The sequence below is a fragment of the Streptomyces sp. NPDC001902 genome, assembly GCF_042891295.1.
Classification (GTDB): Bacteria; Actinomycetota; Actinomycetes; order Streptomycetales; family Streptomycetaceae; genus Actinacidiphila.
Map to the genome: position 1 here is coordinate 216,334 of NZ_JBIATA010000003.1, position 25,023 is coordinate 241,356.

Here is a 25,023-nt window from a genome sequence, read left to right on the forward strand (position 1 = left end):
CGGATCGCTCATTTCTACTGCGACGGCTGGGGGGACGAAGCCGCTGGGGGAAGTGAGTACGTCGGGGACGGGGTGACGATGAAGGTCGGCTCACCGGGAGCGGGGGAGACCGGCACCGCCGCACCGGGGTTGGTGGGGCTGGCGGTCGTGTCCACGGCGACCTGGTCGAAGTTGACCAGTCCGGTCTTCTCCAGGACGGTGATGTGGTCGAGCACCGTCGCGTTCGCCTGGTCCGCCAGTTCGCGCACCAGCGAATTGCGGGTGGTGGCGCGTACCTGGGCCACGACCGAGAACACCTGGCCGTGGGCGAGCCTCAGGATATTCGCGAACTTCTGGTCGAAATCCGGTCCGGTCGCCGCGGACATGGTGGCCAGAAAGCCCATTTGCTGTGCTGTGGGCTGGTTGGGCAGGGTGATGCCCAATTGGGGGGCGATCGTGCGGCACGTCGAGTCGAGGTTCGTGTGCCCGTCGATCAGGTGCTGCCCCGCGCGCTTGACCGCAGGCGTCGTCCCCTTCTGCAGGGCCATCTGCCCGGCGGGGAACTCCCACAGGCCGGCCAGCCGGACCTTGGTGACGAAGGTGCGGTCCAGCTGGGTGAGCGGACCGTACTGCGTGGACACGGTCTGGGCGCCGGCCGCGGTCACGGCGGGGCTGTTCAGCCCGGACATGACGGGGTAGGCCAGCGCGGCGAGGGTGACCACGAGAGCCCCGACCACGAGGCTGAGTCCGGTGGCGTAACGGGTGGATCGCATGGGACCGCACGTTAGTGCGTTTGAAGCGTCCAAGGCGAGGAACAGTCACGTATTCGCGAATTCCAGGAATCCGGGCCCGGTCCTTGGTACGTTGTTGCCTTTTCGCACCCGATGGGCTCCGCCGCTATTCCCGCCGCAGGTCGGAGGCCCTTGGAAAAAGATTATGGCAGCTTTGAACGGAGCGTGTCCCGCATACGTATGAATACGTGTGAGGGCTGTCGCGGCGCCGGGAAAACCCTTCCGCGCAGACGCTGCCGCCAGGCCGGGAGCGGTGCCGGACCCGAGCGTTCGCGCCACCACGCGGCCAGCCGCCTGGTGACCGCGGGGTCGTGCGGGCCGTCCCCGTCGAGGACGTACGCGGCGAAGGCCATGGCGTCGCGGCGGTAGCCCCCGTCGAGCGGCCGCCGCGCGGCGTAGCGCAAGAACTGCGGCCGGTACGCGGCCCCCAGGATCTCCGGCAGCTCCGGCGCCACCTTGGCGACGATGCCGGCGCGCTTGGCGGCCAGCGCGCGGCTCTGCACACCGATCCGGGTTCGGTCGAAGCCCTCCGGCACCGGCGTCCCGGCCACGAGCGCCGACAACAGCGCGGTCTGGCGCAGCGCGAGGCGCTGACGGGCCGCCCCGGGCGCCGCGGCGACCCCTGCGGGCACGGCCGGCGGCACGTCCGCCCGCCCGCCCGTGCCCGCGTCCACCACGCGGCGTATCGCGGCCAGTTCGCGGGCCAGTTCGCCGCCGGCGGGGAAGTCGTCGTCGCGCTCCAGCAGCACGCCGGGCGGGCAGGCCCGCTCGTACAGCGCCGCCAGCACGTCCAGGACGGCCTCGGGGACGGGGTGCGCGTGGCTGTCGTGCCACACGCCGTCCTTCTCGACACCGCCCGCCACGTGGACGTAGGCGATGGCGTGCACCGGCAGCGCGTCGAGTGCGGCAAGGGGGTCCTCGCCGCGGTTGACGTGGTTGGTGTGCAGGTTGGCGACGTCGATCAGCAGGCGTACCCCGGTCCGCTCGACGAGCTCGGCGAGGAAGGCCCCCTCGCTCATCTCCTCGTCCGGCCAGGCCACCAGCGCCGCGATGTTCTCCAGCGCGAGCGGCACCGGCAGCGCGTCCTGCGCGATGCGCACGTTCTCGCACAGGACGTCCAGCGCGTCCCGGGTCCGCGGCACGGGCAGCAGGTGCCCCGCCTCCAGGTGCGCCGAGCCCGTCAGCTCCCCGCCGCCGCGCACGAAGGCGATGTGCTCGGTGACCAGCGGGGCGCCCAGCGCCTGCGCGCGCTGCGCGAGCGCGGTCAGCCGGTCCGCGCCGGGCCGCTCGGCGCCCCCGAGGCCGAGCGAGACACCATGCGGGACGACCGTGACACCGCGCTCGCGCAGCCGCAGCAGGGAGTCGGGGAGATGACCCGGGCAGACGTTCTCGGCGACCGCCTCGACCCAGTCGACACGGCCGGCCTCCGCCAGCGCCTCGACCGCCGCCGCGATCTCCGGCCGCCAGCCGATGCCGGTGCCCAGATACGAGTGCTCCATGCGCCCCCCTTCCTCCTGCCGGGGTTCTGGCCCCGCGCACGGCGGGTGAACCCCGCGGGGGCGGGTTTCAGAGCTTGATTTGAGCTTGGGGCCTCAGCGGCGCAGCGCCGGGTGGTCCGCCACGACGGTGCACGACCCCGGGGCGATCTCGGTGAACCCGGCGTCCCGCACCACGGGCAGCCCGGAGGCGGTGAGCGTCTCCCAGCCGCCCTGCGGCGCCGTGCGCACGGCCAGCGGGAAACCGGCCTCGCGCCACTGCGCGCGCTCGGCGGGGGGAAGTGCGAGCCAGGCGAGCTGGGCGCCGTGCCCGGCCTGCGCCATGGCCTTGCCGGCCGACATCTGCACCCCGGGGTTGAGCCAGAGCACCGGCGTCCCGGTCTCCGGCCCGGCGGGCGGCTCCGGGTCCTCCAGTTCCGTCCCGGACACCTGCAGCCGCGCCAGGTCCTTGGGCCAGCCGTCCAGCGGCACCGGCGGGAAGACGCGGACCTCGGCGGACTTGCCGGTGACCGTGATGCCGGGCAGCGCCTCGGCCCGCTGCCATTCGGCGCCGCGCGCCCGCCGTACGACCTTGCGGATGCGGGCGTCCTCCCAGCCCCGTACCGCCCCGGCCCACTCCCCGTCCGCGGCGGTGGCGCGCTCGTCGGAGCGCAGCAGGAGCACGGCACGGGCGGCCGTCTCCAGCGCGTCGGTCCGCGCCGGCGGGGCGGTCCGCTCGATGCGGACGACCAGGGGGAGGACGAACTGGGGAGCGGCGTCGCGAGGATCGGTTGTCACCTCGACAGTCTGCCACCCGCCCCGCGAGAGCTTGTCGGAGCCGATCCCTCCGGGCCAGGATGCCGGGGTGCACAGCGACCTCTTCGCGACCGAGAACACGGCGCAGCCGGCCACCGAGCCCGGCATGACCCTCCAGAACGCCAAGTCGATCAAGTACGTGGTGAACGGCGAGTGCCTGGCGCGCCAGGGCTCGATGATCGCCTTCCGGGGCAACCTGCAGTTCGAGGTGAAGGGGCAGGGCGTCGGCAAGTTCCTCAAGCGCGCCTTCACCGGTGAGGGCCTGCCGCTGATGTCGGTGCGCGGCCAGGGCGAGGCCTGGTTCGCGCACGAGGCCGCCAACTGCTTCGTCATCGACCTCGACCCCGGCGACAGCCTCACCATCAACGGCCGCAACGTGCTGGTCTTCGACTCGACCCTCTCCTACGAGATAAAGGTCGTGAAGGGCGCGGGCATGGCCGGCGGCGGCCTGTTCAACAGCGTCTTCACCGGGCACGGCCGGCTCGGCGTGATGTGCGAGGGCAACCCGATCGTCATCCCGGTCACCCCGCAGGCCCCGGTGTACGTCGACACCGACGCGGTCGTTGGCTGGAGCGCCCAGCTGCAGACCTCCCTGCACCGTTCGCAGAGCTTCGGCTCGATGCTGCGCGGCGGCTCCGGCGAGGCGGTGCAGCTGATGCTGCAGGGGGAGGGCTTCGTGATCGTCCGGCCGAGCGAGTCCACCCCCCACCAGCCGTCCAACTGACGTGCGGCTGGAGGCGGTCGGCCGCCGGTACGGGGCGCGCGGGCCCTGGGTGCTGCGCGGCGTCGACCTCGACGTGCCCGGGGGACGGGTGCTGCGCGTCGAGGGGGCGAACGGCAGCGGCAAGTCCACGGTCCTGCGGATCCTCGCCGGCATCGACCGCCCCACCACGGGCCGGGTCAGCGGGCGCCCGCGCACCGCGTACGTGCCCGAGCGGTTCCCGCCGGCACTGCCCTTCGACGCGCACGGCTACCTCGTGCACCTGGGGCGGGTGCACGGGCTCGGCAGCCTCACCGCCGCCCGGCGGGCCGAGCAGTGGCTGGAGTGCTTCGGCATCGCCGGGTACGCCCGGACCCCGCTCGCCGAGCTGTCCAAGGGCACCTGCCAGAAGGTCGCGGTGGCCCAGGCGCTGCTGGCCGAGCCGGAACTCCTCGTCCTCGACGAGGCGTGGACGGGGCTCGACCGGGACGCGCGCACCGTCCTGGACGACGCCGTGCGCGCCCGCAGCGCCGCCGGCGGCACGGTCGTCCTCGTCGACCACGACCCGCGCCGGCTGGCCGGCGACATCACGGAGGTCCACCGCGTCGAGGGCGCCCGGCTCGTGCCGGTGCCCCTGGACGCCGCCGCCGGGCCGCGCGTCGTCATCGAGGCCACCGGCGGCGGGCAGCCGCCGGCCGGGCTCGCGTACGAGCCCGCCGCGCCCGGCACGCTCCGGGTGACCGTCCCGGCCGCCGGGTCCGACGCCGTCCTGCGGCGGCTCCTCACCGCCACGCCGCCCTGGCACATCCGGGCGGTCCGCCCCGCGGAGCCGCCCGCGGAGCCGCCCGCGCAGCCGTCCACGGAGTCCTCATGACCGCCCTGCTGCGCTACCGGACCGCCCTGCTCCTGCGGTCCTTCCGCTGGCTGCCGCCGCTGCTGCTCCACGTCGCCGTCATGGGGATCGGGCTGGCCGGGGGACCGCAGCCGCTGCTGGACTCCCTCGGCTGGAGCGCCGCCGCGCTGCTCCCGGCCGCGGCCTGGCTGGTGCGGGTCAGCGTGACGGCCGAGCCGCCGGCCGCCCGCGCCTGCGTGGCGGCCGCCGCCGGGCCGGGGCGGGCCCACACGGCGGGCGTCCTGGCGGCGCTGCTGTGCTCGGTGGTGCTGGGCACCGCGGGCACCGCCGTGGTCCTCGGCATCGCCGACCCCCGCACCACGGACCACCTCAAGGCCATCCCGGTGGTCCCGGCGGCCGTGGCCGGTCTCCTGGCCGCCCTGGTGAGCGCGCTGCTCGGCACCGCCGTCGGCGCGCTCACCAACCCCCCGGTGCCGCTCCGCCCCGGATGGGCGGTGCCCGTCACGGCCCTCACCGCGGTCCTGGTCCTCGTCGCCGCCGGATCGCCCGCCAATGTGGCGGTCACCGGGCTCGTCACCGGTTCCCGTACCGGCGCGGTCCCGTTCCCGCTGGTGCCCCTCCTGCTCGCGGCGCTCGCCGCCGCGGGCGCCGGCCTGCTCGCGGCGACGCTCAGCGCACGCCGCGGGTGAGGGGCGGGGGCCCGGCCGCTCAGCCCTCCAGGGCCATCCGGACGCCCAGCGCGACCAGCACGCCACCGGACACCGCCTCCAGGCGGCGCCGCACCGCGGCGCGGCTGAACACCGCCCTCAGGCGGTCGACGAACCAGACGTACGCCCCGTAGTAGCCGACCTCGTAGACCGCCCACAGCGCCGCGAGCGCCACCATCGCGGGGAGCTGGGGCGCGCCGGAGGGCACGAACTGCGGCAGGAACGACATCGCGAAGACCGCCGCCTTGGGATTGGCCAGGTTCATGCCGAGCCCGGCGCGGTAGGCCGCCCACGGCGTCACCGTCACGTCCTCACCCGCCGCGGCCCGCTCGGGGTCCGGGCCGCGGCGGGCGGCACGCAACGCCTGGACGCCGAACCAGATCAGGACGGCGGCGCCGACGACCCGCACGACGTCGTAGGCGAGCTGTGAGGCCGCGAGGAGCGCGGTGAGGCCGAAGGCGGCGCACAGCCCCCAGACGAACACACCGGTCTCGTTGCCGAGGACGGTCGCGAAGCCGGCCCGGCGGCTGCGCAGGGAGTGCCTGATGATCAGTACGGTGCTCGGCCCGGGGGCCGCGGCGATCAGGGTGCAGGCACCGACGAAGGGCAGCAGGACGCTCAGCATCCCGTCATGGTGCTGCAGCGGGACCCTCGCGCACCAGCCGGTTTCCGTGCGCCGTCGCGTCCTGCCGGCCCTGCGCCGCGCCGTCGCCGCCGGCGGGGCCACCGCCACCGGACAGCCGCATCGCGACGCAGGCCCCGGCGTACAGCACGGCCACCAGGATCAGCAGCGCGCGGTAGCCGGTGAGCAGCGCCAGGTACTCCAGGGTGCCGCCGGTCAGCGCGCCCAGGAGGTTGGCGCCGAAGGCGGCGGTCGGGTCCGGTGCCTGGGCGAGGCGGTCGGAGAAGATCAGGTTGGCGCAGAAGATCGGCGCGAAGGCGAGCGCGACGGCCGCCGCCAGCCGTGCCGCGAAGGGCAGCGACAGCACGGCCTGCGCCGGGACCAGCCAGCCGACGGCGAGCGTGACGAAGAGCAGGATCTGCAGGGCCGTCTGGTTGAGCCGGCGCATGCGGCGCCGCACCTCGACGGCGGCCAGCACCGCCAGCAGCACCCCGATGAAGACCAGCGCGTTCACCAGCCAGGTGGTGCCGAAGTACAGGGCGAAGCCGATGACGTTCTTGGTCTCCAGCAGCAGGAAGGCCGCGCCCATCAGGAACATGTCGGCGTAGCGCAGCGTCCCGCGCAGCCGCACCCCGGCCAGCCGCACCGAGATCACGGTGACCAGCAGGATCAGGCCGAGCGCGCCGAGGTAGAGGCTCGGCACGGTGCGGTGCAGGAGGTAGGGGAACGGGTGGTCGTCGTCCGCGGGCGGCGGCACCGCCCCGCTGGCCCGCCAGACCGTCCCGCACGTCTGGTCGGCCGGCGTCAGCCCGGCCACGAGGACCGCGGCGCGCTTGCTGTACTCCGTCATGCACGGGGCGTGCCCGAAGACCTGGTCCAGGCTTCCCGCGAAGCGGTCGATCAGCCAGTTCTGGCGGTAGTAGTTGTACATCGCGAACGCGCCGCCCGGCGCGAGGTGGTCACGTGCCGACTCGAAGGCCTGCTTGGTGAAGAGGTAGCTCTCCAGCCGCAGGTTGCTCGCGCCCGACACCAGCGTCAGCGAGTCGGGCAGCGCCAGCACGACGAGGTCGTACTTCGTCGTCGTCCGCTCCAGGAAGGCCCGTCCGTCGTTGATGTGGACGTGCACCCGCGGGTTCTCGTACGGCCGCGCGGGGTGCAGCTGCGCCCCGATCTCCTGCAGCCGCGGGTCGATCTCGACGGCGTCCACGTACTGCGCGCCGTTGGCCAGGGCGACGGCGACGTCGTTGCCGTTGCCCGCGCCGATCACCAGCACCTTGCGGTGCGGATTGTCCGGGGTCTCCCGGTAGGCCTGCTCGTACGGCGAGTTGGGCTGCTGCAGCACCTTCAGCGGCGCGATGCTCTGGTGCGGCACGCCGTTGGCGGCGATCTTGTACGTCCGGGAACTGGTGCCCGGCTCCGGGCGGGTCAGCTCGATCTTGTAGTACGGCGACCAGGACACCCCCGGCGCCAGCGACTCGAAGAGCAGCGCCAGGACCATCGCCGCCAGCGGCAGCGCGTACCGGAGCGTGTTCCGCCGGCCGCCGAGGACCAGCAGCGCCGCAGCGGCGATCAGCCCCCACACCAGGGAGGGCGCGCGCAGCCAGGACACCCCCGCGAAGGCCACGGAACCGGTCAGCGAGCCGAGCAGGTCCCACCGGTACGCCTCCAGCGACGGCAGTTGCCGGAACAGATCGGCGGTGATCTTGCCGATCGCCATCATCGCGAACGCCACCAGCAGGAAGAGCACCGGCAGCGTCACCCACTGCGGCAGCCCGGTGGTCCTCACCGCCGTGAAGTAGATGATGTCGCCGCTGCTCTGCCGCACCTGGACCGGGAACTCCCGCACCAGCACCACGAGCACGGCCAGCGGCAGCGGCGCCCACCGCTTGAGCCACCGGCCGCGTTCCGCCGCGATCAGGAAGCCCAGCCCGATCCCCAGGAACGAGCCGAGCAGGATGAAGTTGGAGAAGTAGCTCAGATGGACGACGTTCGCGCCCGCCCACCGGATCAGCGCCAGTTCGACGAAGAGCATGGTGGCGCTGGCCAGCAGCAACCTGGCCCGTACGTGGTGTTCCATGCCGGGCCACGTTGCCACCCGGTGGGCGGGGAGTCGACGGACGCGCCCCGCGTGGCGCGTCCGCCCCACGCGAGGGGCCTAGCCGTCGGATTTCGTGATCAGTCCTCCACGGGGGCCAGCCGCAGCGAGATCGAGTTGATGCAGTACCGCTGGTCCGTCGGGGTGTCGTAGCCCTCGCCCTCGAAGACGTGGCCCAGGTGCGAGCCGCAGCGGGTGCAGCGCACCTCGGTGCGGACCATGCCCATCGAGCGGTCCTCGATCAGCTCGACGGCCTTGCTGTCCTTCGGGTCGTAGAAGGACGGCCAGCCGCAGTGCGACTCGAACTTGGTGTCCGAGGTGAACAGTTCGGCGCCGCAGGCGCGGCACGAGTAGACGCCGCGGGTCTTGGTGTCGGTGTACTCGCCCACGAAGGGACGCTCCGTGCCCGCCTGGCGCAGGACCGCGTACTCCTGCGGCGTCAGCTCCTGACGCCACTGCTCCTCGGACTTGTCGACTTCGTACGCCATGGTCCTCCCTCTCCTCAGTTCTCCAGGCGCGCGAGGATGCGCGGACCGAGATCGGTCACGTCGCCCGCGCCCATGGTGAGAACAAGGTCACCGGGCTTGGCCATTCCGGCGACGACCTCGGGGACCGCTTCCTTGTCGTGTTCCGCGGTGACGTCGGCGCCCGCCGCGACGGCCGCGTCGATGATCAGGTCGCTGGTGATGCCGGGGATCGGGTCCTCGCGGGCCGGGTAGATGTCCAGCACCACGGAGGCGTCGGCGAGCGCGAGGGCCCGGCCCATCTCGCGGCCCAGCTCCTGGGTGCGGCTGAACAGGTGCGGCTGGAAGACCACGACGATGCGCCGGTCGTCCGCCGCCTCGCGCAGGGCCTGCAGGTCCGCGGTCATCTCGGTCGGGTGGTGCGCGTAGGAGTCGATCACCTGGACGCCCGCGGCGGTGCCCTTCAGCTGCAGCCGGCGCTTCACCCCGGTGTAGGTGCCGAGCGCCTTGGCCAGGCCCTCCGCCGGGACGCCCAGCGCGACGCCCGCGGCCAGGGCGGCGACCGCGTTGTGGGCGTAGTGGCGGCCGGGCACGGAGACGGTGAAGGTGTGCTCCTCGCCGTTCAGGCGGACGGTGACCTCGCTGGACATCCCGTGCGGGGTGATCCGCAGGATCCGCACGTCGGCCTGCTCGTCCTCGCCGACGCGCACGATGGTCAGCCCCTCGCGGCCCGCCACCCGGGCGGCCAGCTCCCGCGCGCCGGAGTGCTCGCCGACGACCAGGGTGCCACCGGGGACGATCTTGCCGACGAAGACCTCGAACGACTCGTGGATCTCGTCCATCGACGCGTAGTTCGCGTGGTGGTCGAGCTCCACGTTGAGCACGATCGCCACCTCGGGGTCGTACTTCTGGAAGCTGCGGTCGCTTTCGTCCGCCTCCGCCACGAAGATCTCGCCGGTGCCGTGGTGGGCGTTGGAGCCCGGGGCGTCCAGGTCGCCGCCGATGGCGTACGACGGGTCCAGGCCCAGCGCGGACAGGCTCACCGCGAGCATGGAGGTGGTGGTCGTCTTGCCGTGCGTGCCGGCCACCGCGATCGGGCGCGAGCCCCCCATCAGCGCCGCCAGCGCGTCCGAGCGGTGCACCACCGGGATGCCGCGCCCGCAGGCCGCCACCAGCTCCGGGTTGTCCTCACGGATGGCGCTGGAGACGACCACGCAGGTCGCGTCCTGCGCGAGGTGCGCGGCCGAGTGACCGATGTGGACGGTCGCGCCCAGCGCGCGCAGCGCCCCGGCCGTGTCGGAGTCCTTCGCGTCGCTGCCCGCGACGGCGGCGCCGCGCTGGGTCAGGATCTTCGCGATGCCCGACATCCCGGCCCCGCCGATCCCGATGAAGTGCGGTCGGTCCATACCGGGGGGAAGGGTGGGGCTCATGCGAGGTGCTCCCTGGAACTCACGAGGTCGGTCGTCGGCCGTCCCCGATTCTTCCACCAGTCGGGGACACGGCGTCCGCTCAGTCCTCCGCGTTGTGGGCGAACAGCTTCAGCACGGGCACGCCGACCTTGTGCCGGGCCCGGGAGGTCCAGTCGCGGTGGAAGAACTCCTCCACCAGGTGCGGGGCGGTCAGCACGATCACCTCGTCGGCGTGGGTCTGCTCGACCACCGACTTCATCAGCTCGATGGGGTGCCGCTCGACCACCTCGCCCACCGCCTCGCAGCCCGCCTCGCGCAGGGCGGTCAGGCTGTGGCTCAGCGCGCGCTCGGCGGGCATCAGGGCCTTGTCGCCCTCGGGGCGCTCGCCCTCGTGGACGGCCTTGTCGAGTTCGCCGAGGGCGACGTCGTCGATGGCCCGCAGCAGCCTGTCCTGGTCGCCGCGTGGCTGCATCAGGACGACGAAGGAGACGGGCTCGTCACCGTGGAGCGTGGTGACCAGTTCCACATCGGCGGGGACGAGCGGCTGCTCGATCATGAGTACGGTCGTGAACACGGACGCGTCCTTCTCTCTCGCGGGCCGTCGGGCCTGCCACGGGAACCATCCTGCCCCGTCCGGGCGCGGGGCACGCGGGGACATCCGTTCCCGGGCCGTGGCACGCGGACGAGTGCGGGGCGGGCAATCGGCGCCATCCGGGTGAGGCCGGTGGCGTTGGGCGGCCGGTGGCCGGTCCCGGTCGCACCGGGGGGGCCGGTCAGCCGCGTACGTAGCGGGTGAACAGGAAGCCGTCCTCCTCCAGGATCGACACCGGGGTGTAACGGACGGGGTCGGTGATGCCGGGTCCGTTCATGATGCGCATGGCGTCACCGGCGGTCAGCAGCGGGGCGATCGTCAGGCACAGCTCGTCGACCACCCCCGCGGCGGCGAACTGGGCGAGCAGCCGGGGCCCGCCCTCGGTCAGCATCCGGCGCAGCCCCAGCGCGGCCAGCTCGCGCACCACACGCGCCGGTTCCACGCCCGTGCCCGAGCCGGCCCGGACGACCCGTGCCCCCGCCTTCCCGGCCGCCGCGACCCGGTCGGCCGGGGCGTCCTCGCCGGTCAGCAGGAGGGTCGGCACCAGCGGCTCGGTGAACAGCGGCAGCGAGAAGTCCAGGTCGAGCCGGGCGCTCACCACCGCGATCGCGGCGGCCGGGCCCTGTCCCGCCGCGGCCCTGCGGGCCGCGAAGGCCTCCCGGGCGCGGGCCGGGCGGTAGCCCTCCTGCCGCACCGTCTCCGCGCCGACGACCACCACGTCGGCCAGGGCCCGCAGCACCCCGAACACCCGCATGTCGGCGTCCGAGGACAGCGGCTGGGAGCGTCCGTCGTGCCGGGCCGCGCCGTCCAGCGACGACACCATGTTCGCCCGCAGCCAGGGCGCCCCGCCCGCCGGTTCCGGGTACGCGTAGGCGTCGGCCAGCGCCTCCGGCGTGTCCAGGGTCTCGGCGGGTGCCGGTGCGGCAGCGGTCGCGGGGGCGGGGAAGAGGCGGCGCATGGCTGCAGTCTTCCACGCCCCCCACGCAGTGGGGCCGGCCACACGGCGGCGGGAGGACCACCGGCGAGGCACTAGGCTGGAGTGCTGTGTCCTCGTCCTTCGCCGCCGCGCAAGCATCCAGCCCGATACCCGGCGGGACGCCGCCCGTCTCGCTGAGCGGACGCGAGCCGCACGTCCCGGCGGACCGGCTGGTGGCCGAGATGGTGCCCCCGCCGCGCTTCGACTCCGTACGGTTCGACACCTACCTCCCGGACCCGAAGCAGCCGAGCCAGGCCCAGGCCGTCGGCACGCTGCGGGCCTTCGCGGAGGGGCTGGGCGCCCCCGCCGACGACGGGCGCAAGCGCTGGTTCCGGCGTCAGGCCGCACCCGCCGCCCCGGCCGGACCCGGCGGGGTCTACCTCGACGGCGGCTACGGCGTGGGCAAGACCCACCTGCTCGCCTCGCTGTGGCACGCCACGCCCGCGCCGCGCGAGCAGAAGGCCTTCGGCACCTTCGTGGAGCTGACCAACCTCGTCGGCGCCCTCGGCTTCCAGCAGGCCGTGCAGGCGCTCAGCGGGCACCGGGTGGTCTGCATCGACGAGTTCGAACTCGACGACCCCGGCGACACCGTGCTCGTCTCGACCCTGCTGGGCAAGCTGGCCGACGCCGGGGTGAAGCTGGCCGCGACCTCCAACACCCTGCCCGGCAAGCTCGGCGAGGGCCGGTTCGCGGCCGCCGACTTCATGCGCGAGATCCAGGGCCTGTCCGCCCGCTTCCGGTCGCTGCGCATCGACGGCGAGGACTACCGCCACCGCGGCCTTCCCGAGGCCCCCGCGCCGTACACCGACGAGCAGGTCACCGCTGCCGCGGGCCGCACCCCGGGCGCCTCCCTGGACGACTTCGGCGCCCTCCTCGCCCACCTCGCCCGGGTCCACCCCAGCCGCTACGGCGCGCTCTGCGACGGCGTCGAGGCGGTCTTCCTGCGCGGCGTCGGGCCCGTGGAGGACCAGGCCACCGCGCTGCGCCTGGTCGTCCTGGCCGACCGGCTCTACGACCGCGAGGTCCCCGTCATGGCCTCCGGCCGGCCCTTCGACGGCATCTTCAGCGAGGAGATGCTCGCCGGCGGCTACCGCAAGAAGTACTTCCGGGCGATCTCCCGCCTCACCGCCCTCGCCCGCGACGCCGAGCGCTTCGCCACCCCGGACGCCTGAGCCCCCTGCGCTGTGCGCGGCGCCCGGGCCGTGACACCCGTGGCCCCCGGCCGCGTTGGCGGCGCCCGGGGATCCGGCGCACCATCGGATCACCGGACCGGAGCCCGCGGGGAGCGGCGAGGGTCCCCCGGAGGGAGGCGCGGTGACGAAGAGGAGCCCGGACACCGCATCCGGAACCAGGCCCGGGCTGCGCGCGAAGCTGCGGGTCCCGTCGGGCGGCGGCCCCGTGCGGCTGCGGTCGTACGACCCGCGCGCCACGCCGGGCGGCCCGGCCGGCAAGGCCGAGGCGCTGGCGTGCGTGCCGTACGCACGCGGCCGGATCACGGCGCTGCAGGAGCGGCTCTTCGCGCAGAGCACGGCGGGCGACCCGCGTTCGGTCCTCGTCCTGCTCCAGGGCATGGACACCTCGGGCAAGGGCGGCGCCGTACGGCACCTCGCGAGCCTGCTCGACCCCGCGGGGTGCCGCATCACCGCCTTCAAGGCCCCGACGGCGGAGGAACAGGCCCACCACTTCCTGTGGCGCGTCGAGCGGGCCCTGCCCGGTCGCGGGCGGATAGGGGTCTTCGACCGCTCCCACTACGAGGACGTCCTCGTGCCGCGGGTCAGGGGCCGGGCGCCGCGCTCGGTGTGGGAGGAGCGTTGCGAGACCATCAACTCCTTCGAGGCCTCGCTCGCCGACGACGGCGTCAGCGTCGTCAAGGTCTTCCTGCACATCAGCCGCGAGGAGCAGCGCACCCGTCTGCTGGACCGGCTGGACAACCCCTGCAAACACTGGAAGTTCGGCCCCGGCGACCTGGAGGACCGGGCGATGTGGCCCTCCTACCAACAGGCGTACGAGGACGTGCTCGGACGCTGCTCCACGGAGGCCGCGCCCTGGTACGTCGTCCCCGCCGACCGCAAGTGGTACCGGAACTGGGCCGTCGGGCGGCTGCTGATGGAGCACCTGGAACTGATAGACCCGGTGTGCCCGCCCGCGTCCTTCGACGTCGAGGTCGCCCGCAAGCTGCTGCTGGAGGACTGACCCCACCGGGCCGCGCGGCTCAGCCGCTGCAGGCCGTGCGCTGGGCCTCGTGCCAGGCGCAGACCGGGCAGAGGGTCGCGCCCGGCTGCGAGTCGGGGTACTCGGTCGGGTCGCCGCAGTGGACGCAGATCGCGCGGGGCTCGTCGTCGGTCGTCACCCGATCAGGGTAATCAGCGCTCACGGAGCACGGCGACCGAGTGGCCGGGCAGGTGGAGGCAGCCGGTGCCGGCGGGCGGTGGTCCGGGACGCCAGGCGGCGACCGGGACGTAGCCCGGAGGGTCGGCGCGGCCGGGGTGGTGGAGGGGGACGAGCGCCTCCTCGGGGGAGAAGTTGACGGCGATCCGGAAGCGTCCGCGGTCCAGCCGCAGGGTGTGCTCGCCCACGGTGACGTGGACGGCGTCCAGGGCCGGGTCGGTCAGCTCGGGCTCGGCGTGGCGCAGCGCGATGAGCCGCCGGTACCAGGCCAGCAGTTCCGCGTGCGGCTCCCGGGCGGGTTCTGACCAGTCCAGGCAGGAGCGCAGCCGGGTCGCCGGGTCCTGGGGGTCGGGGATGTCCTCGGCCTTCCAGCCGTGCTCGGCGAACTCGCGGCGGCGGCCCCGGGTGATGGCGGCGGCGAGCTCGGGGTCGTCGTGGTCGGTGAAGAACTGCCAGGGCGTGCGGGCGCCCCACTCCTCGCCCATGAACAGCATCGGCGTGTACGGGGAGGTGAGGACGAGCGCGGCGGCCGCGGCGAGCAGCCCCGCAGGGACGCTCGCGCCGAGGCGGTCACCGGTGGCGCGGTTGCCGATCTGGTCGTGGGTCTGGGTGTAGGCGAGGAAGCGGTGGCCCGGGGTGGTCGTCAGGTCGACGGGGCGGCCGTGGGCGCGGCCGCGGAAGCTCGAGTGGGTGCCGTCGTGGAAGAAGACCCGGCGCAGTGCCTTGGCCACGGCGGCCACCGGGGATTCGGCGAAGTCCGCGTAGTACGCCTGGGCCTCGCCGGTGACGGCGGTGTGCAGGGCGTGGTGGAAGTCGTCGTTCCACTGGGCGTGCACACCCAGGCCGCCGGCCTCGCGCGGGTCGGTGGTGCGCGGGTCGTTGCGGTCGGACTCGGCGATCAGGAAGAGCGGGCGGCCGACCGCGGCCGACAGGGCGTCGACGGAGGTGGAGAGCTCCTCGAGCAAGTGCACCGCGCGGGTGTCGACGAGGGCGTGGACGGCGTCGAGCCGCAGCCCGTCGAGGCGGTAGTCGCGCAGCCAGGACAAGGCGCTGCCGACCAGGAAGTCGCGCACCTCGTCGGAGCCGGGGGCGTCGAGGTTGACGGCGTCGCCCCACGGGGTGTGGTGGCGGTCGGTGAAGTACGGCCCGAAGGCGGGCAGGTGGTTGCCCGAGGGGCCGAGGTGGTTGTGGACGACGTCCAGCACCACCCCGAGCCCGTGGCCGTGCGCGGCGTCCACGAAGCGCTTGAGCCCGTCGGGGCCGCCGTAGGGCTCGTGCACGGCCCACAGCGACACGCCCTCGTACCCCCAGCCGTGCGTGCCGGGGAACGGGCAGAGCGGCATCAGCTCGATGTGGGTGATCCCCAACCCGGCCAGGTACGGCAGGTGTTGGACCGCCGCGTCGAAGGTGCCGTCGGTGGTGAAGGTGCCGACGTGCAGCTCGTAGAGGACCGCGCCGGGCAGCGGGCGGCCCGCCCACTCGTGGGCCCAGGCGAAGCGGTCGTGGTCGACGACCGCGCTCGGGCCCTCCGGCCCGTCCGGCTGCCGCCGGGAGCGGGGGTCGGGCCGCGGCGGGCCCCCGTCCAGCGCGAAGGCGTAGCGGCTGCCGTGCCCGGCGGGCACGTCCGCGTACCACCAGCCCTGGCGTTCGGGGTCGCGCTCCATGTCGTGAGCCCGGCCGTCGACCCGTACCTCCACCTCACCGGCGTCCGGTGCCCACACGTCGAAGCGCATGGGCACCATGCTGCCCGCCGTCCGGTGGGTCACACCAGGTTGACGCGCTCTCCGGTGACCGGATAACCCGCCTTGGCGAAGTGCGCCGCCATCGGCGCGTTGCCCTGGTCGGTGGCGGCGGCGATCCGCTCGGCGCCGTATCCGGCCAGGTCGTTCGTGCACTCGACCAGCAGGTCGTAGGCGTAGCCGTGGCCGCGCTGCTCCGGCAGGACACCGATGAAGCCGACGCAGAACGCGCCCGGGTTGCGCCCCGGCACCTGGATGCCGGCGAGCTCGCCCTGCGGGGTGTACGCCAGGCGCCACCACTCGCGGGGCGACTGCAGCCAGTTGAGGAACTCCAGCTCCTCGCGGGCGGCCGCGTCCGGGCCGTGCAGCCGTACGGTGCGGCGGGTGTGCGCGTCGAGGCTGCCGACCCCGATGCGCCTCAGTACGTCCAGGACCACGCCGTCGTCCGGCTCCGGCCGGTACTCGAGCCGTCCGGTGCGCTCGGGCAGCCCGCACTCGGGGGTCCAGACGTAGCGGTAGCGTTCGACGAGCAGTTCCATGCCGGAGACGATCGCCGCGTCGATGCGGGACTGGGCGGCCTCGCGGACCTCGCGCCGCTCCCGCCAGCCGGGGGGCAGCACCAGCTCGTACTCGGCCTTGAGCGGCGCCGTCCGCAGCAGCCGCACGGCCGCGTCGGCGTCGGTGAAGTCGAACCAGTCGAGCGCTATCGGCTTGTCGTCGGCCGGAGCCGCCCACCAGGCCGCGCGGGCGACCACGACGCCATCGCGCAGGGCCACCCAGGTCCAGTCGGGACGGTACTCGCCGCCCTCGTCGGTCATGGCGTAGGAGTGACCCATCAGGGACCGGCCGACCAGGCCGTGGTCCTCGGGGGTCAGGGAGTGGAAGAGGTGCGATTCGCCCGCGACGAGCGGGCGGAAGACCAGATCGGTCATGAAGGAGAAGTCCTCACGGAAGAGCGGAGCGCTCCCGGTCAGACGGAGTACGCCCTGCGGACAACGGGGCGGGAGCGCGGAACGGTGAACAGGCACATGGCTTCCGCCTCCTTCCTCGGTCAAGGGCGTGTGCCCACCGTAGCCATCGGCCTCCGCGGCGTCCACGCAATTAACGGCGCGGCCGCACGGGCCGCACCTTCTGGACACCCCGGCCTCCGCGGCCCGACAATCACGCAGGTGAGCTATGAGTTCCCCACGCACCCGGCGCGTCCCACGGACGCCGAACGCGAGCGCGCCATCGAGGTACTCCGTGAGGGGGCCGTCGACGGGCGGCTGTCGCACGACACCTTCGTGCGCCGTATGGGACTCGCGCTCAAGGCGCGCCACTCCGACGAGTTGGCCGCCCTCGTCGCCGACCTGCCGCCCGCACAGGGACGTTGGGCCCGGCTGACCGGTTCGATCGTCCGCGCCGTCACCAAGACGTCGGCCTTCCGCGCCCGCATGCGGCAGGCCTGGGCCGTCCAGCAGCTGCCGCCCCTGCTGCTGCCCGCCCCCGGCCCCTTCCCGGTGCGGATCGGCCGGGACCTGTCGTGCACCTTCCGGCTCAGCCACTCCTCGACGTCCCGTTTCCACGCCGAGCTCAGCCACGAGGGCGGGCTGTGGGTCCTGCGCGACCTCGGTTCGATGAACGGCACGTGGGTCAACGGCCACCGCGTCATGGGTGCCGCGGCCGTCCGCCCCGGTGACCAGGTCACCTTCGGCGCGATGAGCTTCCGCCTCACCACCGCCTGAGGCCGCGCCGGCTTCGGGCCTCCGGGCCTTCGGGCTTCCGGGCCTCAGGGCCGGAACAGCGGCTCGTACGGCTCGTGATCGTCGTCGTCCACGTACGGCAGGAAGTCCGGCGCCGTGCGCGCAGCCGTCGCCTGCAGCCGGGCGACGACCTCCTCGACCGGAGGGAGCGTCAGCCCGAGGGCCGCAGCCACCTCTTCGCGCTGCCGGTCCAGGTCCGGGTGGTCCTCGCGCACCTCGGCCTCCAGCTCCTCCAGGGGGAGTCCCGAGTCCACGTCCCGCCACCACATCGGGCAGGACACGATCAGCTCGACCGCTTCCGCCAGGTCCGCGCCGATCAGCGCCGCCTGCCCCTCGGAGTCCGCGTACACCACGGGCCGCCCGGCGTCGCCGGGCTCACCGCAGAGGAAGAACGTGCCGCCGGCGCCGTCGCCGGCTATGGGGCGCATCACGAGGCCGGAGGGCAGACGCACGTCCTCGACCGGGTCGCGGCGGGTGATGTCGAAGTCACCGGGCCAGGCGAGGTGCTGTGCCGCGACCGGGTCGTTCTCGATGCGGATGAGCAGGGCTTCCGAGGCGTCCATGGCAGGACGTTAACAGCGGAGTCCGACAGTGAGGCCCGCGTCGCTCAGGCGGTGCGGGACCGGAGCAGCGGCTCGCGGCCGCCCGCGAGGCGCAGGACCTGCCCGCGGCACGGCGGCGGCCCCTCGTCGGCGGTCGCGAAGCGCAACTCGTGGCCGTCCGGGTCGCGCAGCTGCGCCAGGAGCCAGCCGCGGGCGGTGCGGACGACGGCGCCGCGCGGCTCGCCGAGCGCGTCCAGACGGGCGGCCAGCGCCTCCAGCGCGGGGAGGTCGGGGACGCCCAGCGAGAACCACGCGAAGCCCGCGGAGGCGGCGGCGAGGGCGGGGTCGTGGCGCAGGCACAGCACGGGTCCGCCGCCGGGGTGGGCCATGGCGATGCCGGCGAAGGCGCCGCCCTCCGTGAACTCCGCGATCCGGTGGTGGCCCAGCACCCGTTCGTACCACGCCTCCGAGCGGGCCGGATCGCCGACGGGCAGCGTGACGTGGTGCACCCCGGCGAGACGCGGGATGAAGGGAATATCGGTATACATGCCGCATACCGTACAGCGCGCCCGGTCGTGCGACTCGGGGGCAGCAACGGCGTGCCGCACGGCGGTTGACGGTCCGTCAGTGGCTAGCCGGCCGTGCCGCCGGGGTCGACGACGACGTCGTAGGCCGGCGTGGTCAGCGAGTGCAGGGGCGAGTCGAGCTTCTCCGTGCGCAGGATGTAGGTGCCCGGCGCCAGGTCGGCGATCGGCTGGTACCGGCCCGTGAACCAGGGCTCCGTCCCCGTCCAGTAGCCGGACCCCAGGCTGTGCTTGAGGACCCACCCGCCGGGCAGGACGACGGCCGGGTACACCGGTCCCAGCGCGTCCTGGGTGAGGGCGAACGACGGTCCGGCGTGCGCGTCCGCGCCGGGCGCGGCGGGCAGGGTGAACGAGAAGTACCGGGCGTTGAAGGGCGAGCCCGGGGTCAGCGGCGCGCAGCCCTCGGCGACCACGGGACCGTCGACGACGCCGAGCTGCAGCGGGTCGGTGAAGGTGCCGCTGCCTGGCAGGGCGTCGCAGCTCGTCGTCCGGGGGCCGCCCGCCGGCGCCCCGTCCGGGTCGCCGGACGGACCGGCGCCGTCGGAGGGGGTTCCGGCCGGCGTGCCGTCCTCGGTGACCACCGCGTCGGACGGCTCCACGGCGGACGGCGACGGCGCGGTGCTCTCCGGGACGGGCGGGGTGCCGTCCGGAGCGGTCACGGATGATCCCGTCGACGGTGGTTCCGCGGCAGCCGTGCGGACGGGGGCGGACCCGCCGCCGCAGCCGCCCGCCAGCAGCACGGCGGCGAGCGCCGGCACGCACTTCCGGAGCATGGACGTCCCTTCCCCCGCGCCGCCGGGGGGTGCCCCGACGGCGCTCAATGGGCGGGACATTACCGGCTTTCATGCTCCGTATCCGTCCGTACCGGAAATCTCCCGCCCCACGGGACCTCACTCGTCGACGTCACGGACCAGCAGGCCCACCGGCAGGCGGTCCAGCAGCTCCGCCAGCGGCACCACGGCCTGGAACGGACGGCCCGTCAGCACCTCGGTCCAGGCCCCCTCCGGCAGCACCAGCTCCGTGCCGCGCCAGCCCCCGGCGTGCGCGAGCCGCCGGGACAGCCGGGTGACGACCGTGAGCGCCCGCCCGCCGCGGACGAAGGCCACGCAGTGCTCCCCGGCCGGGCCGCGCGCGTACAGCGGCTCGTACGAGGCCTCCGGGCCGGTGAACCACTGCGGGCGGGCCCGGCGCAGGCGCAGCGCGAACTCGGTCACCCGCCGCTTCTCGCTCGGGTCGCCCTCCGCGGTGCCCGGGTCGTACGGGTGGCGGTTGGCGGGGTCGACGAGCAGCAACTGCCGTTCCTCGTCGCCCTGGTAGACGTCGGGCACGCCCGGCATCGTCAGGTGCGCCAGGTGAGCGCCGAGGACGTTGACGCGTTCGGGCCCGCGCAGGGCGCGGTCGATGCGTCCGGTGGCGAAGGCGGCCGGTCCGCCGACCAGTTCACGGACGAAGCCGGTCAGCTCCTGCTCGTACTCCGGACGCTGGTCGGTCCACGAGGTGCGCAGGCCCGCCTCGCGCTCCGACTTGAGCATGGTGGCGGTCACCGGCTCCGCGGCACCGGGGTCGCAGAAGACCGCCGCGTACTGCCAGGCCTGGTACTCCGCATGACGCGCCGGGAGCGGGACCCCGCGGTGCTCCAGGTACTCCCGCAGGTCCGCCGAGACCTCGCCCAGCCAGCCGGCCCACTCGCCGGGCAGCTCGCTCAGCGCGGCGAGCCGGGCGCGGACGTCGGCGCTGCGCTTGGTGTCGTGGGTGGAGCGCACCGTCCCGGTCAGCGGCCAGTCGCGCCGCAGCCGCTCGCAGAAGGCGTGGAAGTCCTCGGGCGAGGTGGCGGGACGGTCCGGCTCGCGGCCGACCTCGTTGAGGCTGAGCAGGGGGTGGTAGCGGTAGAAGGCGGTGTCCTCGGCGGACTTGGCGCGCAGCGCCGAACAGACCTGGGCGAAGCGCACCACGAAGTCCGCGGCGGCCTCCCCGCCGCCCGGGTGCCGGCCCAGGGCCAGGTCGCACACCGTCCCGGCCGCCGGGTGCCCGGCGGCACCGGCCGCGGCCTCCAGCAGGGCGGTGTCCTCCGCGTCCGCGGGCTCGCCGGGGACGACGTACGGGCGGTAGCGCGGCAGCCGGACGAGCGTGGCCTCGATCGCCTCGCGCAGTGCGGCGGGCTCCAGCCCGGTGGCGCGGACCGCGGAGCGGGTCAGCCGGTCCACCTCCGCGGCCAGGTCGTGCGTGACGATGCGTTCGGCGGCGGCCCGTACGGTCGGCTGCCACTCGCCGCCCGCGTCGGCGGGGGCGGCGGTGAACGCGCGGTAGAAGCGGGTGATCTCCTCGACGCCCGCCGGGTCGGTGAACAGCCCGTCGAGGCGGTCCAGGGCGTCGTAGCCGGTCGTGCCGGAGCAGGCCCAGTCGGCCGGCAGCCGTTCGTCGCCGGTGAGGATCTTCTCCACGACCGTCCAGCGGCCGCCGGAGGCGTCCGCCAGCCGCCGCAGGTAGCCGGCGGGGTCGGCGAGGCCGTCCGGGTGGTCGATGCGCAGTCCGTCGGCGACACCTTCGTCCAGCAGGCGCAGCAAGGTGGCGTGGGTGGCGGCGAAGACCTCGTCGTCCTCGACGCGGACCGCGATGAGCTCGGAGATGGTGAAGAAGCGCCGGTAGTTCAGCTCGGTGCGGGCCTGCCGCCACCAGGCGAGCCGGTACCACTGGGCGTCGACCAGCGCGCGCAGCGGCAGCTCCTCGGTGCCGGGGCGCAGCGGGAAGGCGTGGTCGTGGTAGCGCAGCACCCGCTCGCCGGCGGCGCGGTCGCGCTCGACGCGCAGGTCGGGCAGCACCTCCTCCAGCGGGCCGCCCAGCACCGGCAGCAGCAGCCGGTCGCCCTGCGCCGCCCAGTCGACGTCGAACCAGCGCGCGTACGGGGACCGCGGCCCGTCCCGCAGCACCTCCCACAGCGGCCGGGCCAGATGCTCGGGCGCCGGCACGGCCATGTGGTTGGGGACCACGTCCAGGACGAGCCCGAGGCCGTGCGCCCGGGCGGTGCGCGCCAGCGCGCGCAGCCCCTTCTCGCCGCCGAGTTCCTCGCGCACCCGGGTGTGGTCGACGACGTCGTAGCCGTGCGTGGAGCCGGGCACGGACTGCAGCACGGGGGAGAGGTGCAGGTGGGAGACGCCGAGCGCCGCCAGATGGGGGACGACGGCCTCGGCCGCGGCGAAGGGGAAGTCGGGCTGGAGCTGGAGCCGGTAGGTGGCGCTTGGCACGGAGGGGACGACAGCGGTCGGCGGGGTCGCGGCGCTTTCTGTCATGGTGGACTGACTACCCCGCCGACCGGTACGCCCATCACATCGGGCGGCCGGTTACGCCGGGCGCTGCAGGACCATCATGCTGCGGTCGGCCAGTCGCAGCCGGTCGCCCTGGGTCACCTTGCGCCCCGAGCCGGGGGGCACGCCCTCCGGCCGCTGGGTGTCCACGACCACCTGCCACTCCTTGCCGTGGTTCACCGGGACCACGAAGTCCAGCGGTTCGTACCAGGCGTTGAACATCAGCAGGAAGGAGTCGTCGCCGATCCGCTCCCCGCGGTCGCCGGGCTCGGAGATCGCGCTGCCGTTGAGGAAGACCACCAGGGCGTTGGCCTGGGTCTCCTGCCAGTCGTCCTGGGCCATCTCCTCACCCTCAGGGGTGAACCAGGCGATGTCCGAGAGGTCGTCGTGCGTGCCCTCGACCGGCCGCCCGTGGAAGAAGCGGCGGCGGCGGAAGACGGGGTGGTCGCGGCGGAGCCAGACCATCTGGCGGGTGAAGTCGTGCAGCCGCTCGGTGTCCGCGTCGCCCTCCTTGGGCCACGGTACCCAGGCCAGCTCGTTGTCCTGGCAGTAGGCGTTGTTGTTGCCCTGCTGGGTGCGGCCGAACTCGTCGCCGTGGGCGAGCATCGGCACCCCCTGGGAGAGCATCAGGGTGGCGATGAAGTTGCGCATCTGGCGCTCGCGCAGGGCGAGCACGTCCTCGTCCTCGGTCTCGCCCTCGGCGCCGCAGTTCCACGAGCGGTTGTGGCTCTCGCCGTCCCGGTTGTTCTCCCCGTTGGCCTCGTTGTGCTTGTCGTTGTACGACACCAGGTCGCGCAGGGTGAAGCCGTCGTGGCAGGTCACGAAGTTGATGGAGGCGAGCGGCCGGCGGCCGTCGTCCTGGTAGAGGTCGGAGGAACCGGTCAGCCGGGAGCCGAACTCGGCCAGCGTGGCCGGTTCGCCGCGCCACAGGTCGCGCACCGTGTCGCGGAACTTGCCGTTCCACTCCGTCCACAGCGGCGGGAAGTTGCCCACCTGGTAGCCGCCCTCGCCGACGTCCCAGGGCTCGGCGATCAGCTTCACCTGGCTGACCACCGGGTCCTGCTGCACGAGGTCGAAGAACGAGGACAGCCGGTCCACCTCGTGGAACTGCCGGGCGAGGGTCGCCGCGAGGTCGAAGCGGAAGCCGTCGACGTGCATCTCGGTGACCCAGTAGCGCAGTGAGTCCATGATCATCTGCAGCACGTGGGGGCTGCGCATCAGCAGCGAGTTCCCGGTGCCGGTGGTGTCCGTGTAGTAGCGCGGGTCGTCGGCCAGCCGGTAGTACGAGGCGTTGTCGATGCCCCGGAAGCACAGCGTCGGCCCCAGGTGGCTGCCCTCGGCCGTGTGGTTGTAGACCACGTCGAGGATCACCTCGATGCCCGCCCGGTGCAGCTCGCGCACGGCCGTCTTGAACTCCAGCACCTGCTGGCCGCGGTCGCCCATCGAGGCGTAGGCGTTGTGCGGGGCGAAGAAGCCGATCGTGTTGTAGCCCCAGTAGTTGCGCATTCCCGCGTCCACCAGCCGGTGGTCGTGGACGAACTGGTGGACCGGCATCAGCTCCAGCGTCGTGACGCCCAGCTCCGTCAGGTGCGAGATCACCGCGGGGTGGGCGAGCGCGGCGTAGGTGCCGCGGATCTCCTCCGGGAGCTCCGGGTGGAGCATCGTCAGGCCCTTGACGTGCGCCTCGTAGATGACCGTGCGGTGGTAGTCGATGCGGGGGCTGCGGTCCTCGGCCCAGTCGAAGTACGGGTTCACCACCACCGAGGTCATGGTGTGGGGCGCCGAGTCCAGGTCGTTGCGGGACTCGGGCTCCCCGAAGCGGTACCCGTACACCGCCTCGTCCCAGTCGATCGTCCCGCTTATCGCCTTCGCGTACGGGTCCAGCAGCAGCTTCGCGGAGTTGCAGCGGTGGCCCCGGGTCGGCTCGTGGGGGCCGTGGACCCGGAAGCCGTAGCGCTGACCGGGCATGATGCCCGGGAGGTACGCGTGGCGGACGAAGGCGTCCGCCTCCCGCAGCTCGACGGCGGTCTCCGAGCCGTCGTCGTGCAGCAGACACAGCTCGATCCGTTCCGCGGTCTCCGAGAAGACCGCGAAGTTGGTGCCAGCGCCGTCGTACGTGGCGCCGAGGGGATATGCCTGACCCGGCCAGACCTGCATGTCGTCGACTCTTCCACTTGTCCGCCGGGCGCCGGTAGGCCGCACCCCGGCCACTTCGGTGCCGAAAAGGGCATCGTCACGCAATTGGGCCCCTCCGGGCGTGGAATCGCCAAGATCTTCCCCGTTACGGGTGTCCCAATTCCCCTGCCTGCCGCAAGAATCCACCGTCCCGGGGCAACCTGTGCCGTCGAGGTCCCGTCGATAAGAGTGACAGTACGACACAGGGGAGATCTAAGTGACAGATCAGGGGGAAAGCCGCTCCTTACCACGAAAGGGAGGGGTCGGGCGCGGTCTCAGGCGCGCCCTGTGGGGTGGCGGCGTCGCCGTCGCCGCCACCACGGTGATGATCGCCGTCACCCTGCCGCGTGACGCCGCCGGCGACGACCACTCCACGACGGGCGGCCCCGCCGCCGCGTCGGGAGCGCCGGGGCAGCAGGACGCGGGCAGCGGTGGGGTGATCGAGGACGACGCGCCCCAGGGTGGACAGCAGACCGGTCGCGGGCCTCTGACCAAGGCCGAGGTCGACCGGGCGAAGTCCATAGCCCTGCAGCGCGACGCGCTGCGCAGCGCGCAGGACGTGGACGGGGAGCGTGGACCGGAGTACCTCGACACCGACCTCGCCGAACCGGCCGACGCCACGCAGGCGTCCGCGGACCAGGCCCGCCGGGTCGAGGTGCTCTTCTACGACTACGGGCACGACCGGCTCGTGAAGAAGACCGTCAACCTCACCGCCGGCACCGTCGAGCACACCGACACCGCCACCGGCATGCAGCCGCCGCCCTCGAACGACGAGACCCGGGAGGCCGCGGAACTGCTCATCCGGGACGCCCTCGGCAAGGGCCTCCGCGCCGACTTCACGGCCGCCACCAAGGGCCGGGAGCTCACCTCGCCCGACCAGCTGCGGCTGCGCGGCATCTCGTTCAACACCGCCGAGCAGTCCGCCCCGGCCGGGTTGGCCAAGTGTGGCGAGCACCGGTGCGTACGGCTGTTCACACAGGTGAAGGACGGGCCGTGGATCGATACGACCCATCTGGTCGTCGACCTCAGCGATCGCACCGTCGGCCGAATCCACTAAGAGCGGAGACCCAGC

The 25,023-nt window shown here is 73.6% G+C and carries 24 protein-coding genes; 7 read left to right on the forward strand and 17 right to left on the reverse strand.

Going from position 1 to position 25,023, the window contains the following annotated elements; genetic code table 11:
* Positions 1-14 precede the first annotated feature (14 nt).
* From ACFYYN_RS07210 to ACFYYN_RS07220, 3 genes are all read right to left on the reverse strand, one after another.
* Positions 15-752 (reverse strand): DUF4142 domain-containing protein, encoded by a 738-nt coding sequence (locus ACFYYN_RS07210; RefSeq protein ID WP_500321809.1) that lies wholly within the window; start codon positions 750-752, stop codon positions 15-17.
* Positions 753-913: 161 nt separating this feature from the next.
* On the reverse strand, positions 914-2,269 hold the full coding sequence (locus tag ACFYYN_RS07215) for an MbnB/TglH/ChrH family RiPP precursor modification enzyme (RefSeq protein ID WP_500544991.1): 1,356 nt from the start codon (positions 2,267-2,269) through the stop codon (positions 914-916).
* 93 nt (positions 2,270-2,362) lie between these two features.
* Entirely contained in the window at positions 2,363-3,169 is an 807-nt protein-coding gene (locus ACFYYN_RS07220) for an aminoacyl-tRNA hydrolase (protein WP_500544992.1), read from the reverse strand.
* On the opposite strand from ACFYYN_RS07220, the gene ACFYYN_RS07225 reads away from it, so the two are divergent.
* From ACFYYN_RS07225 to ACFYYN_RS07235, 3 genes are read left to right on the forward strand one after another with little or no spacing between them, the layout of a single operon-like run.
* On the forward strand, positions 3,111-3,785 hold the full coding sequence (locus ACFYYN_RS07225) for an AIM24 family protein (protein ID WP_500544993.1): 675 nt from the start codon (positions 3,111-3,113) through the stop codon (positions 3,783-3,785). The two genes, ACFYYN_RS07220 and ACFYYN_RS07225, sit on opposite strands and share 59 nt — an antisense overlap.
* A 1-nt stretch (position 3,786) precedes the next feature.
* Positions 3,787-4,635: an ABC transporter ATP-binding protein gene (locus ACFYYN_RS07230; RefSeq protein ID WP_500544994.1), complete on the forward strand. Its 849-nt coding sequence runs from the start codon at positions 3,787-3,789 to the stop codon at positions 4,633-4,635.
* On the forward strand, positions 4,632-5,303 hold the full coding sequence (locus ACFYYN_RS07235; RefSeq protein WP_500544995.1) for an ABC transporter: 672 nt from the start codon (positions 4,632-4,634) through the stop codon (positions 5,301-5,303). Before ACFYYN_RS07230 ends, ACFYYN_RS07235 begins: the two co-directional genes overlap by 4 nt.
* Positions 5,304-5,322: 19 nt before the next feature.
* Here ACFYYN_RS07235 and ACFYYN_RS07240 read toward each other — a convergent pair whose 3' ends face one another.
* From ACFYYN_RS07240 to ACFYYN_RS07265, 6 genes are all read right to left on the reverse strand, one after another.
* On the reverse strand, positions 5,323-5,946 hold the full coding sequence (locus ACFYYN_RS07240; RefSeq protein ID WP_500544996.1) for a LysE family translocator: 624 nt from the start codon (positions 5,944-5,946) through the stop codon (positions 5,323-5,325).
* Positions 5,947-5,950: 4 nt separating this feature from the next.
* Complete coding sequence (locus tag ACFYYN_RS07245) at positions 5,951-8,020, reverse strand: spermidine synthase (RefSeq protein ID WP_500544997.1); 2,070 nt, start codon at positions 8,018-8,020, stop codon at positions 5,951-5,953.
* Between the two features lie 98 nt (positions 8,021-8,118).
* A complete protein-coding gene (gene msrB, locus ACFYYN_RS07250) occupies positions 8,119-8,526 on the reverse strand; it encodes a peptide-methionine (R)-S-oxide reductase (RefSeq protein WP_499514609.1) in 408 nt (135 codons plus the stop codon).
* 14 nt (positions 8,527-8,540) lie between these two features.
* The gene (murC, locus tag ACFYYN_RS07255) at positions 8,541-9,932 is read right to left on the reverse strand and encodes a UDP-N-acetylmuramate--L-alanine ligase (RefSeq protein ID WP_500544998.1); all 1,392 of its coding nucleotides are present in this window, start codon (positions 9,930-9,932) and stop codon (positions 8,541-8,543) included.
* Positions 9,933-10,011: 79 nt separating this feature from the next.
* Positions 10,012-10,485, reverse strand: coding sequence for an indole-3-glycerol phosphate synthase (locus ACFYYN_RS07260; RefSeq protein WP_500544999.1), 474 nt, complete (start codon positions 10,483-10,485; stop codon positions 10,012-10,014).
* A 199-nt stretch (positions 10,486-10,684) separates the two neighbouring features.
* Positions 10,685-11,461, reverse strand: coding sequence for a pyrimidine reductase family protein (locus tag ACFYYN_RS07265; protein ID WP_500545000.1), 777 nt, complete (start codon positions 11,459-11,461; stop codon positions 10,685-10,687).
* 86 nt (positions 11,462-11,547) lie between these two features.
* Between ACFYYN_RS07265 and zapE the strand changes: the two genes are divergently transcribed.
* Together zapE and ACFYYN_RS07275 are read left to right on the forward strand one after the other, a co-directional pair.
* Positions 11,548-12,651 (forward strand): cell division protein ZapE, encoded by a 1,104-nt coding sequence (gene zapE, locus ACFYYN_RS07270; protein WP_500545001.1) that lies wholly within the window; start codon positions 11,548-11,550, stop codon positions 12,649-12,651.
* Positions 12,652-12,793: 142 nt separating this feature from the next.
* Positions 12,794-13,672, forward strand: coding sequence for a PPK2 family polyphosphate kinase (locus ACFYYN_RS07275; protein ID WP_500545002.1), 879 nt, complete (start codon positions 12,794-12,796; stop codon positions 13,670-13,672).
* A gap of 19 nt (positions 13,673-13,691) precedes the next feature.
* On the opposite strand, the gene ACFYYN_RS07280 is transcribed toward ACFYYN_RS07275, so the two are convergent.
* Genes ACFYYN_RS07280 through ACFYYN_RS07290 form a run of 3 tightly spaced genes read right to left on the reverse strand, consistent with a single transcriptional unit; the run spans position 13,692 to position 16,538 of the window.
* A complete protein-coding gene (locus ACFYYN_RS07280; protein WP_431967014.1) occupies positions 13,692-13,829 on the reverse strand; it encodes a hypothetical protein in 138 nt (45 codons plus the stop codon).
* A 13-nt stretch (positions 13,830-13,842) separates the two neighbouring features.
* Positions 13,843-15,600, reverse strand: a complete 1,758-nt coding sequence (gene treZ / locus ACFYYN_RS07285; protein WP_500545003.1) for a malto-oligosyltrehalose trehalohydrolase — start codon at positions 15,598-15,600, stop codon at positions 13,843-13,845.
* A 29-nt stretch (positions 15,601-15,629) separates the two neighbouring features.
* A complete protein-coding gene (locus tag ACFYYN_RS07290; protein ID WP_500545004.1) occupies positions 15,630-16,538 on the reverse strand; it encodes a GNAT family N-acetyltransferase in 909 nt (302 codons plus the stop codon).
* A gap of 237 nt (positions 16,539-16,775) precedes the next feature.
* On the opposite strand from ACFYYN_RS07290, the gene ACFYYN_RS07295 reads away from it, so the two are divergent.
* Complete coding sequence (locus ACFYYN_RS07295) at positions 16,776-17,330, forward strand: FHA domain-containing protein (RefSeq protein ID WP_499514617.1); 555 nt, start codon at positions 16,776-16,778, stop codon at positions 17,328-17,330.
* 44 nt (positions 17,331-17,374) lie between these two features.
* Here the strand turns inward: ACFYYN_RS07295 and ACFYYN_RS07300 are convergent, their stop codons facing one another.
* The 5 genes from ACFYYN_RS07300 to glgX all read right to left on the reverse strand — a co-directional run bounded on the left by ACFYYN_RS07300 (position 17,375) and on the right by glgX (position 23,933).
* Positions 17,375-17,911: a hypothetical protein gene (locus ACFYYN_RS07300; protein ID WP_500545005.1), complete on the reverse strand. Its 537-nt coding sequence runs from the start codon at positions 17,909-17,911 to the stop codon at positions 17,375-17,377.
* Between the two features lie 44 nt (positions 17,912-17,955).
* Complete coding sequence (locus tag ACFYYN_RS07305) at positions 17,956-18,438, reverse strand: VOC family protein (RefSeq protein ID WP_500545006.1); 483 nt, start codon at positions 18,436-18,438, stop codon at positions 17,956-17,958.
* Between the two features lie 83 nt (positions 18,439-18,521).
* Positions 18,522-19,247 carry a hypothetical protein gene (locus ACFYYN_RS07310; RefSeq protein WP_500545007.1) on the reverse strand — a complete coding sequence of 242 codons (726 nt, stop codon included), beginning with the start codon at positions 19,245-19,247 and terminating at the stop codon, positions 18,522-18,524.
* Positions 19,248-19,364: 117 nt separating this feature from the next.
* Positions 19,365-21,761: a malto-oligosyltrehalose synthase gene (gene treY / locus ACFYYN_RS07315; RefSeq protein ID WP_500545008.1), complete on the reverse strand. Its 2,397-nt coding sequence runs from the start codon at positions 21,759-21,761 to the stop codon at positions 19,365-19,367.
* A gap of 51 nt (positions 21,762-21,812) precedes the next feature.
* Positions 21,813-23,933, reverse strand: coding sequence for a glycogen debranching protein GlgX (gene glgX / locus ACFYYN_RS07320; RefSeq protein WP_500358450.1), 2,121 nt, complete (start codon positions 23,931-23,933; stop codon positions 21,813-21,815).
* Positions 23,934-24,276: 343 nt separating this feature from the next.
* Between glgX and ACFYYN_RS07325 the strand changes: the two genes are divergently transcribed.
* Positions 24,277-25,008 carry a Tat pathway signal sequence domain protein gene (locus ACFYYN_RS07325; protein ID WP_500321784.1) on the forward strand — a complete coding sequence of 244 codons (732 nt, stop codon included), beginning with the start codon at positions 24,277-24,279 and terminating at the stop codon, positions 25,006-25,008.
* Positions 25,009-25,023 lie beyond the last annotated feature (15 nt).

Bases quoted from the DNA above. Each gene is read 5' to 3' on its own strand.
- ACFYYN_RS07210 (WP_500321809.1), bottom strand. From the start codon at position 752: ATGCGATCCACCCGTTACGCCACCGGACTCAGCCTCGTGGTCGGGGCT.
- ACFYYN_RS07215 (WP_500544991.1), bottom strand. From the start codon at position 2,269: ATGGAGCACTCGTATCTGGGCACCGGCATCGGCTGGCGGCCGGAGATC.
- ACFYYN_RS07220 (WP_500544992.1), bottom strand. From the start codon at position 3,169: ATGCCGGGCTCGGTGGCCGGCTGCGCCGTGTTCTCGGTCGCGAAGAGG.
- ACFYYN_RS07235 (WP_500544995.1), top strand. From the start codon at position 4,632: ATGACCGCCCTGCTGCGCTACCGGACCGCCCTGCTCCTGCGGTCCTTC.
- ACFYYN_RS07240 (WP_500544996.1), bottom strand. From the start codon at position 5,946: ATGCTGAGCGTCCTGCTGCCCTTCGTCGGTGCCTGCACCCTGATCGCC.
- ACFYYN_RS07245 (WP_500544997.1), bottom strand. From the start codon at position 8,020: ATGGAACACCACGTACGGGCCAGGTTGCTGCTGGCCAGCGCCACCATG.
- msrB (WP_499514609.1), bottom strand. From the start codon at position 8,526: ATGGCGTACGAAGTCGACAAGTCCGAGGAGCAGTGGCGTCAGGAGCTG.
- murC (WP_500544998.1), bottom strand. From the start codon at position 9,932: ATGAGCCCCACCCTTCCCCCCGGTATGGACCGACCGCACTTCATCGGG.
- ACFYYN_RS07265 (WP_500545000.1), bottom strand. From the start codon at position 11,461: ATGCGCCGCCTCTTCCCCGCCCCCGCGACCGCTGCCGCACCGGCACCC.
- treZ (WP_500545003.1), bottom strand. From the start codon at position 15,600: ATGCGCTTCGACGTGTGGGCACCGGACGCCGGTGAGGTGGAGGTACGG.
- ACFYYN_RS07290 (WP_500545004.1), bottom strand. From the start codon at position 16,538: ATGACCGATCTGGTCTTCCGCCCGCTCGTCGCGGGCGAATCGCACCTC.
- ACFYYN_RS07300 (WP_500545005.1), bottom strand. From the start codon at position 17,911: ATGGACGCCTCGGAAGCCCTGCTCATCCGCATCGAGAACGACCCGGTC.
- ACFYYN_RS07305 (WP_500545006.1), bottom strand. From the start codon at position 18,438: ATGTATACCGATATTCCCTTCATCCCGCGTCTCGCCGGGGTGCACCAC.
- ACFYYN_RS07310 (WP_500545007.1), bottom strand. From the start codon at position 19,247: ATGCTCCGGAAGTGCGTGCCGGCGCTCGCCGCCGTGCTGCTGGCGGGC.
- treY (WP_500545008.1), bottom strand. From the start codon at position 21,761: ATGACAGAAAGCGCCGCGACCCCGCCGACCGCTGTCGTCCCCTCCGTG.
- glgX (WP_500358450.1), bottom strand. From the start codon at position 23,933: ATGCAGGTCTGGCCGGGTCAGGCATATCCCCTCGGCGCCACGTACGAC.
- ACFYYN_RS07325 (WP_500321784.1), top strand. From the start codon at position 24,277: ATGATCGCCGTCACCCTGCCGCGTGACGCCGCCGGCGACGACCACTCC.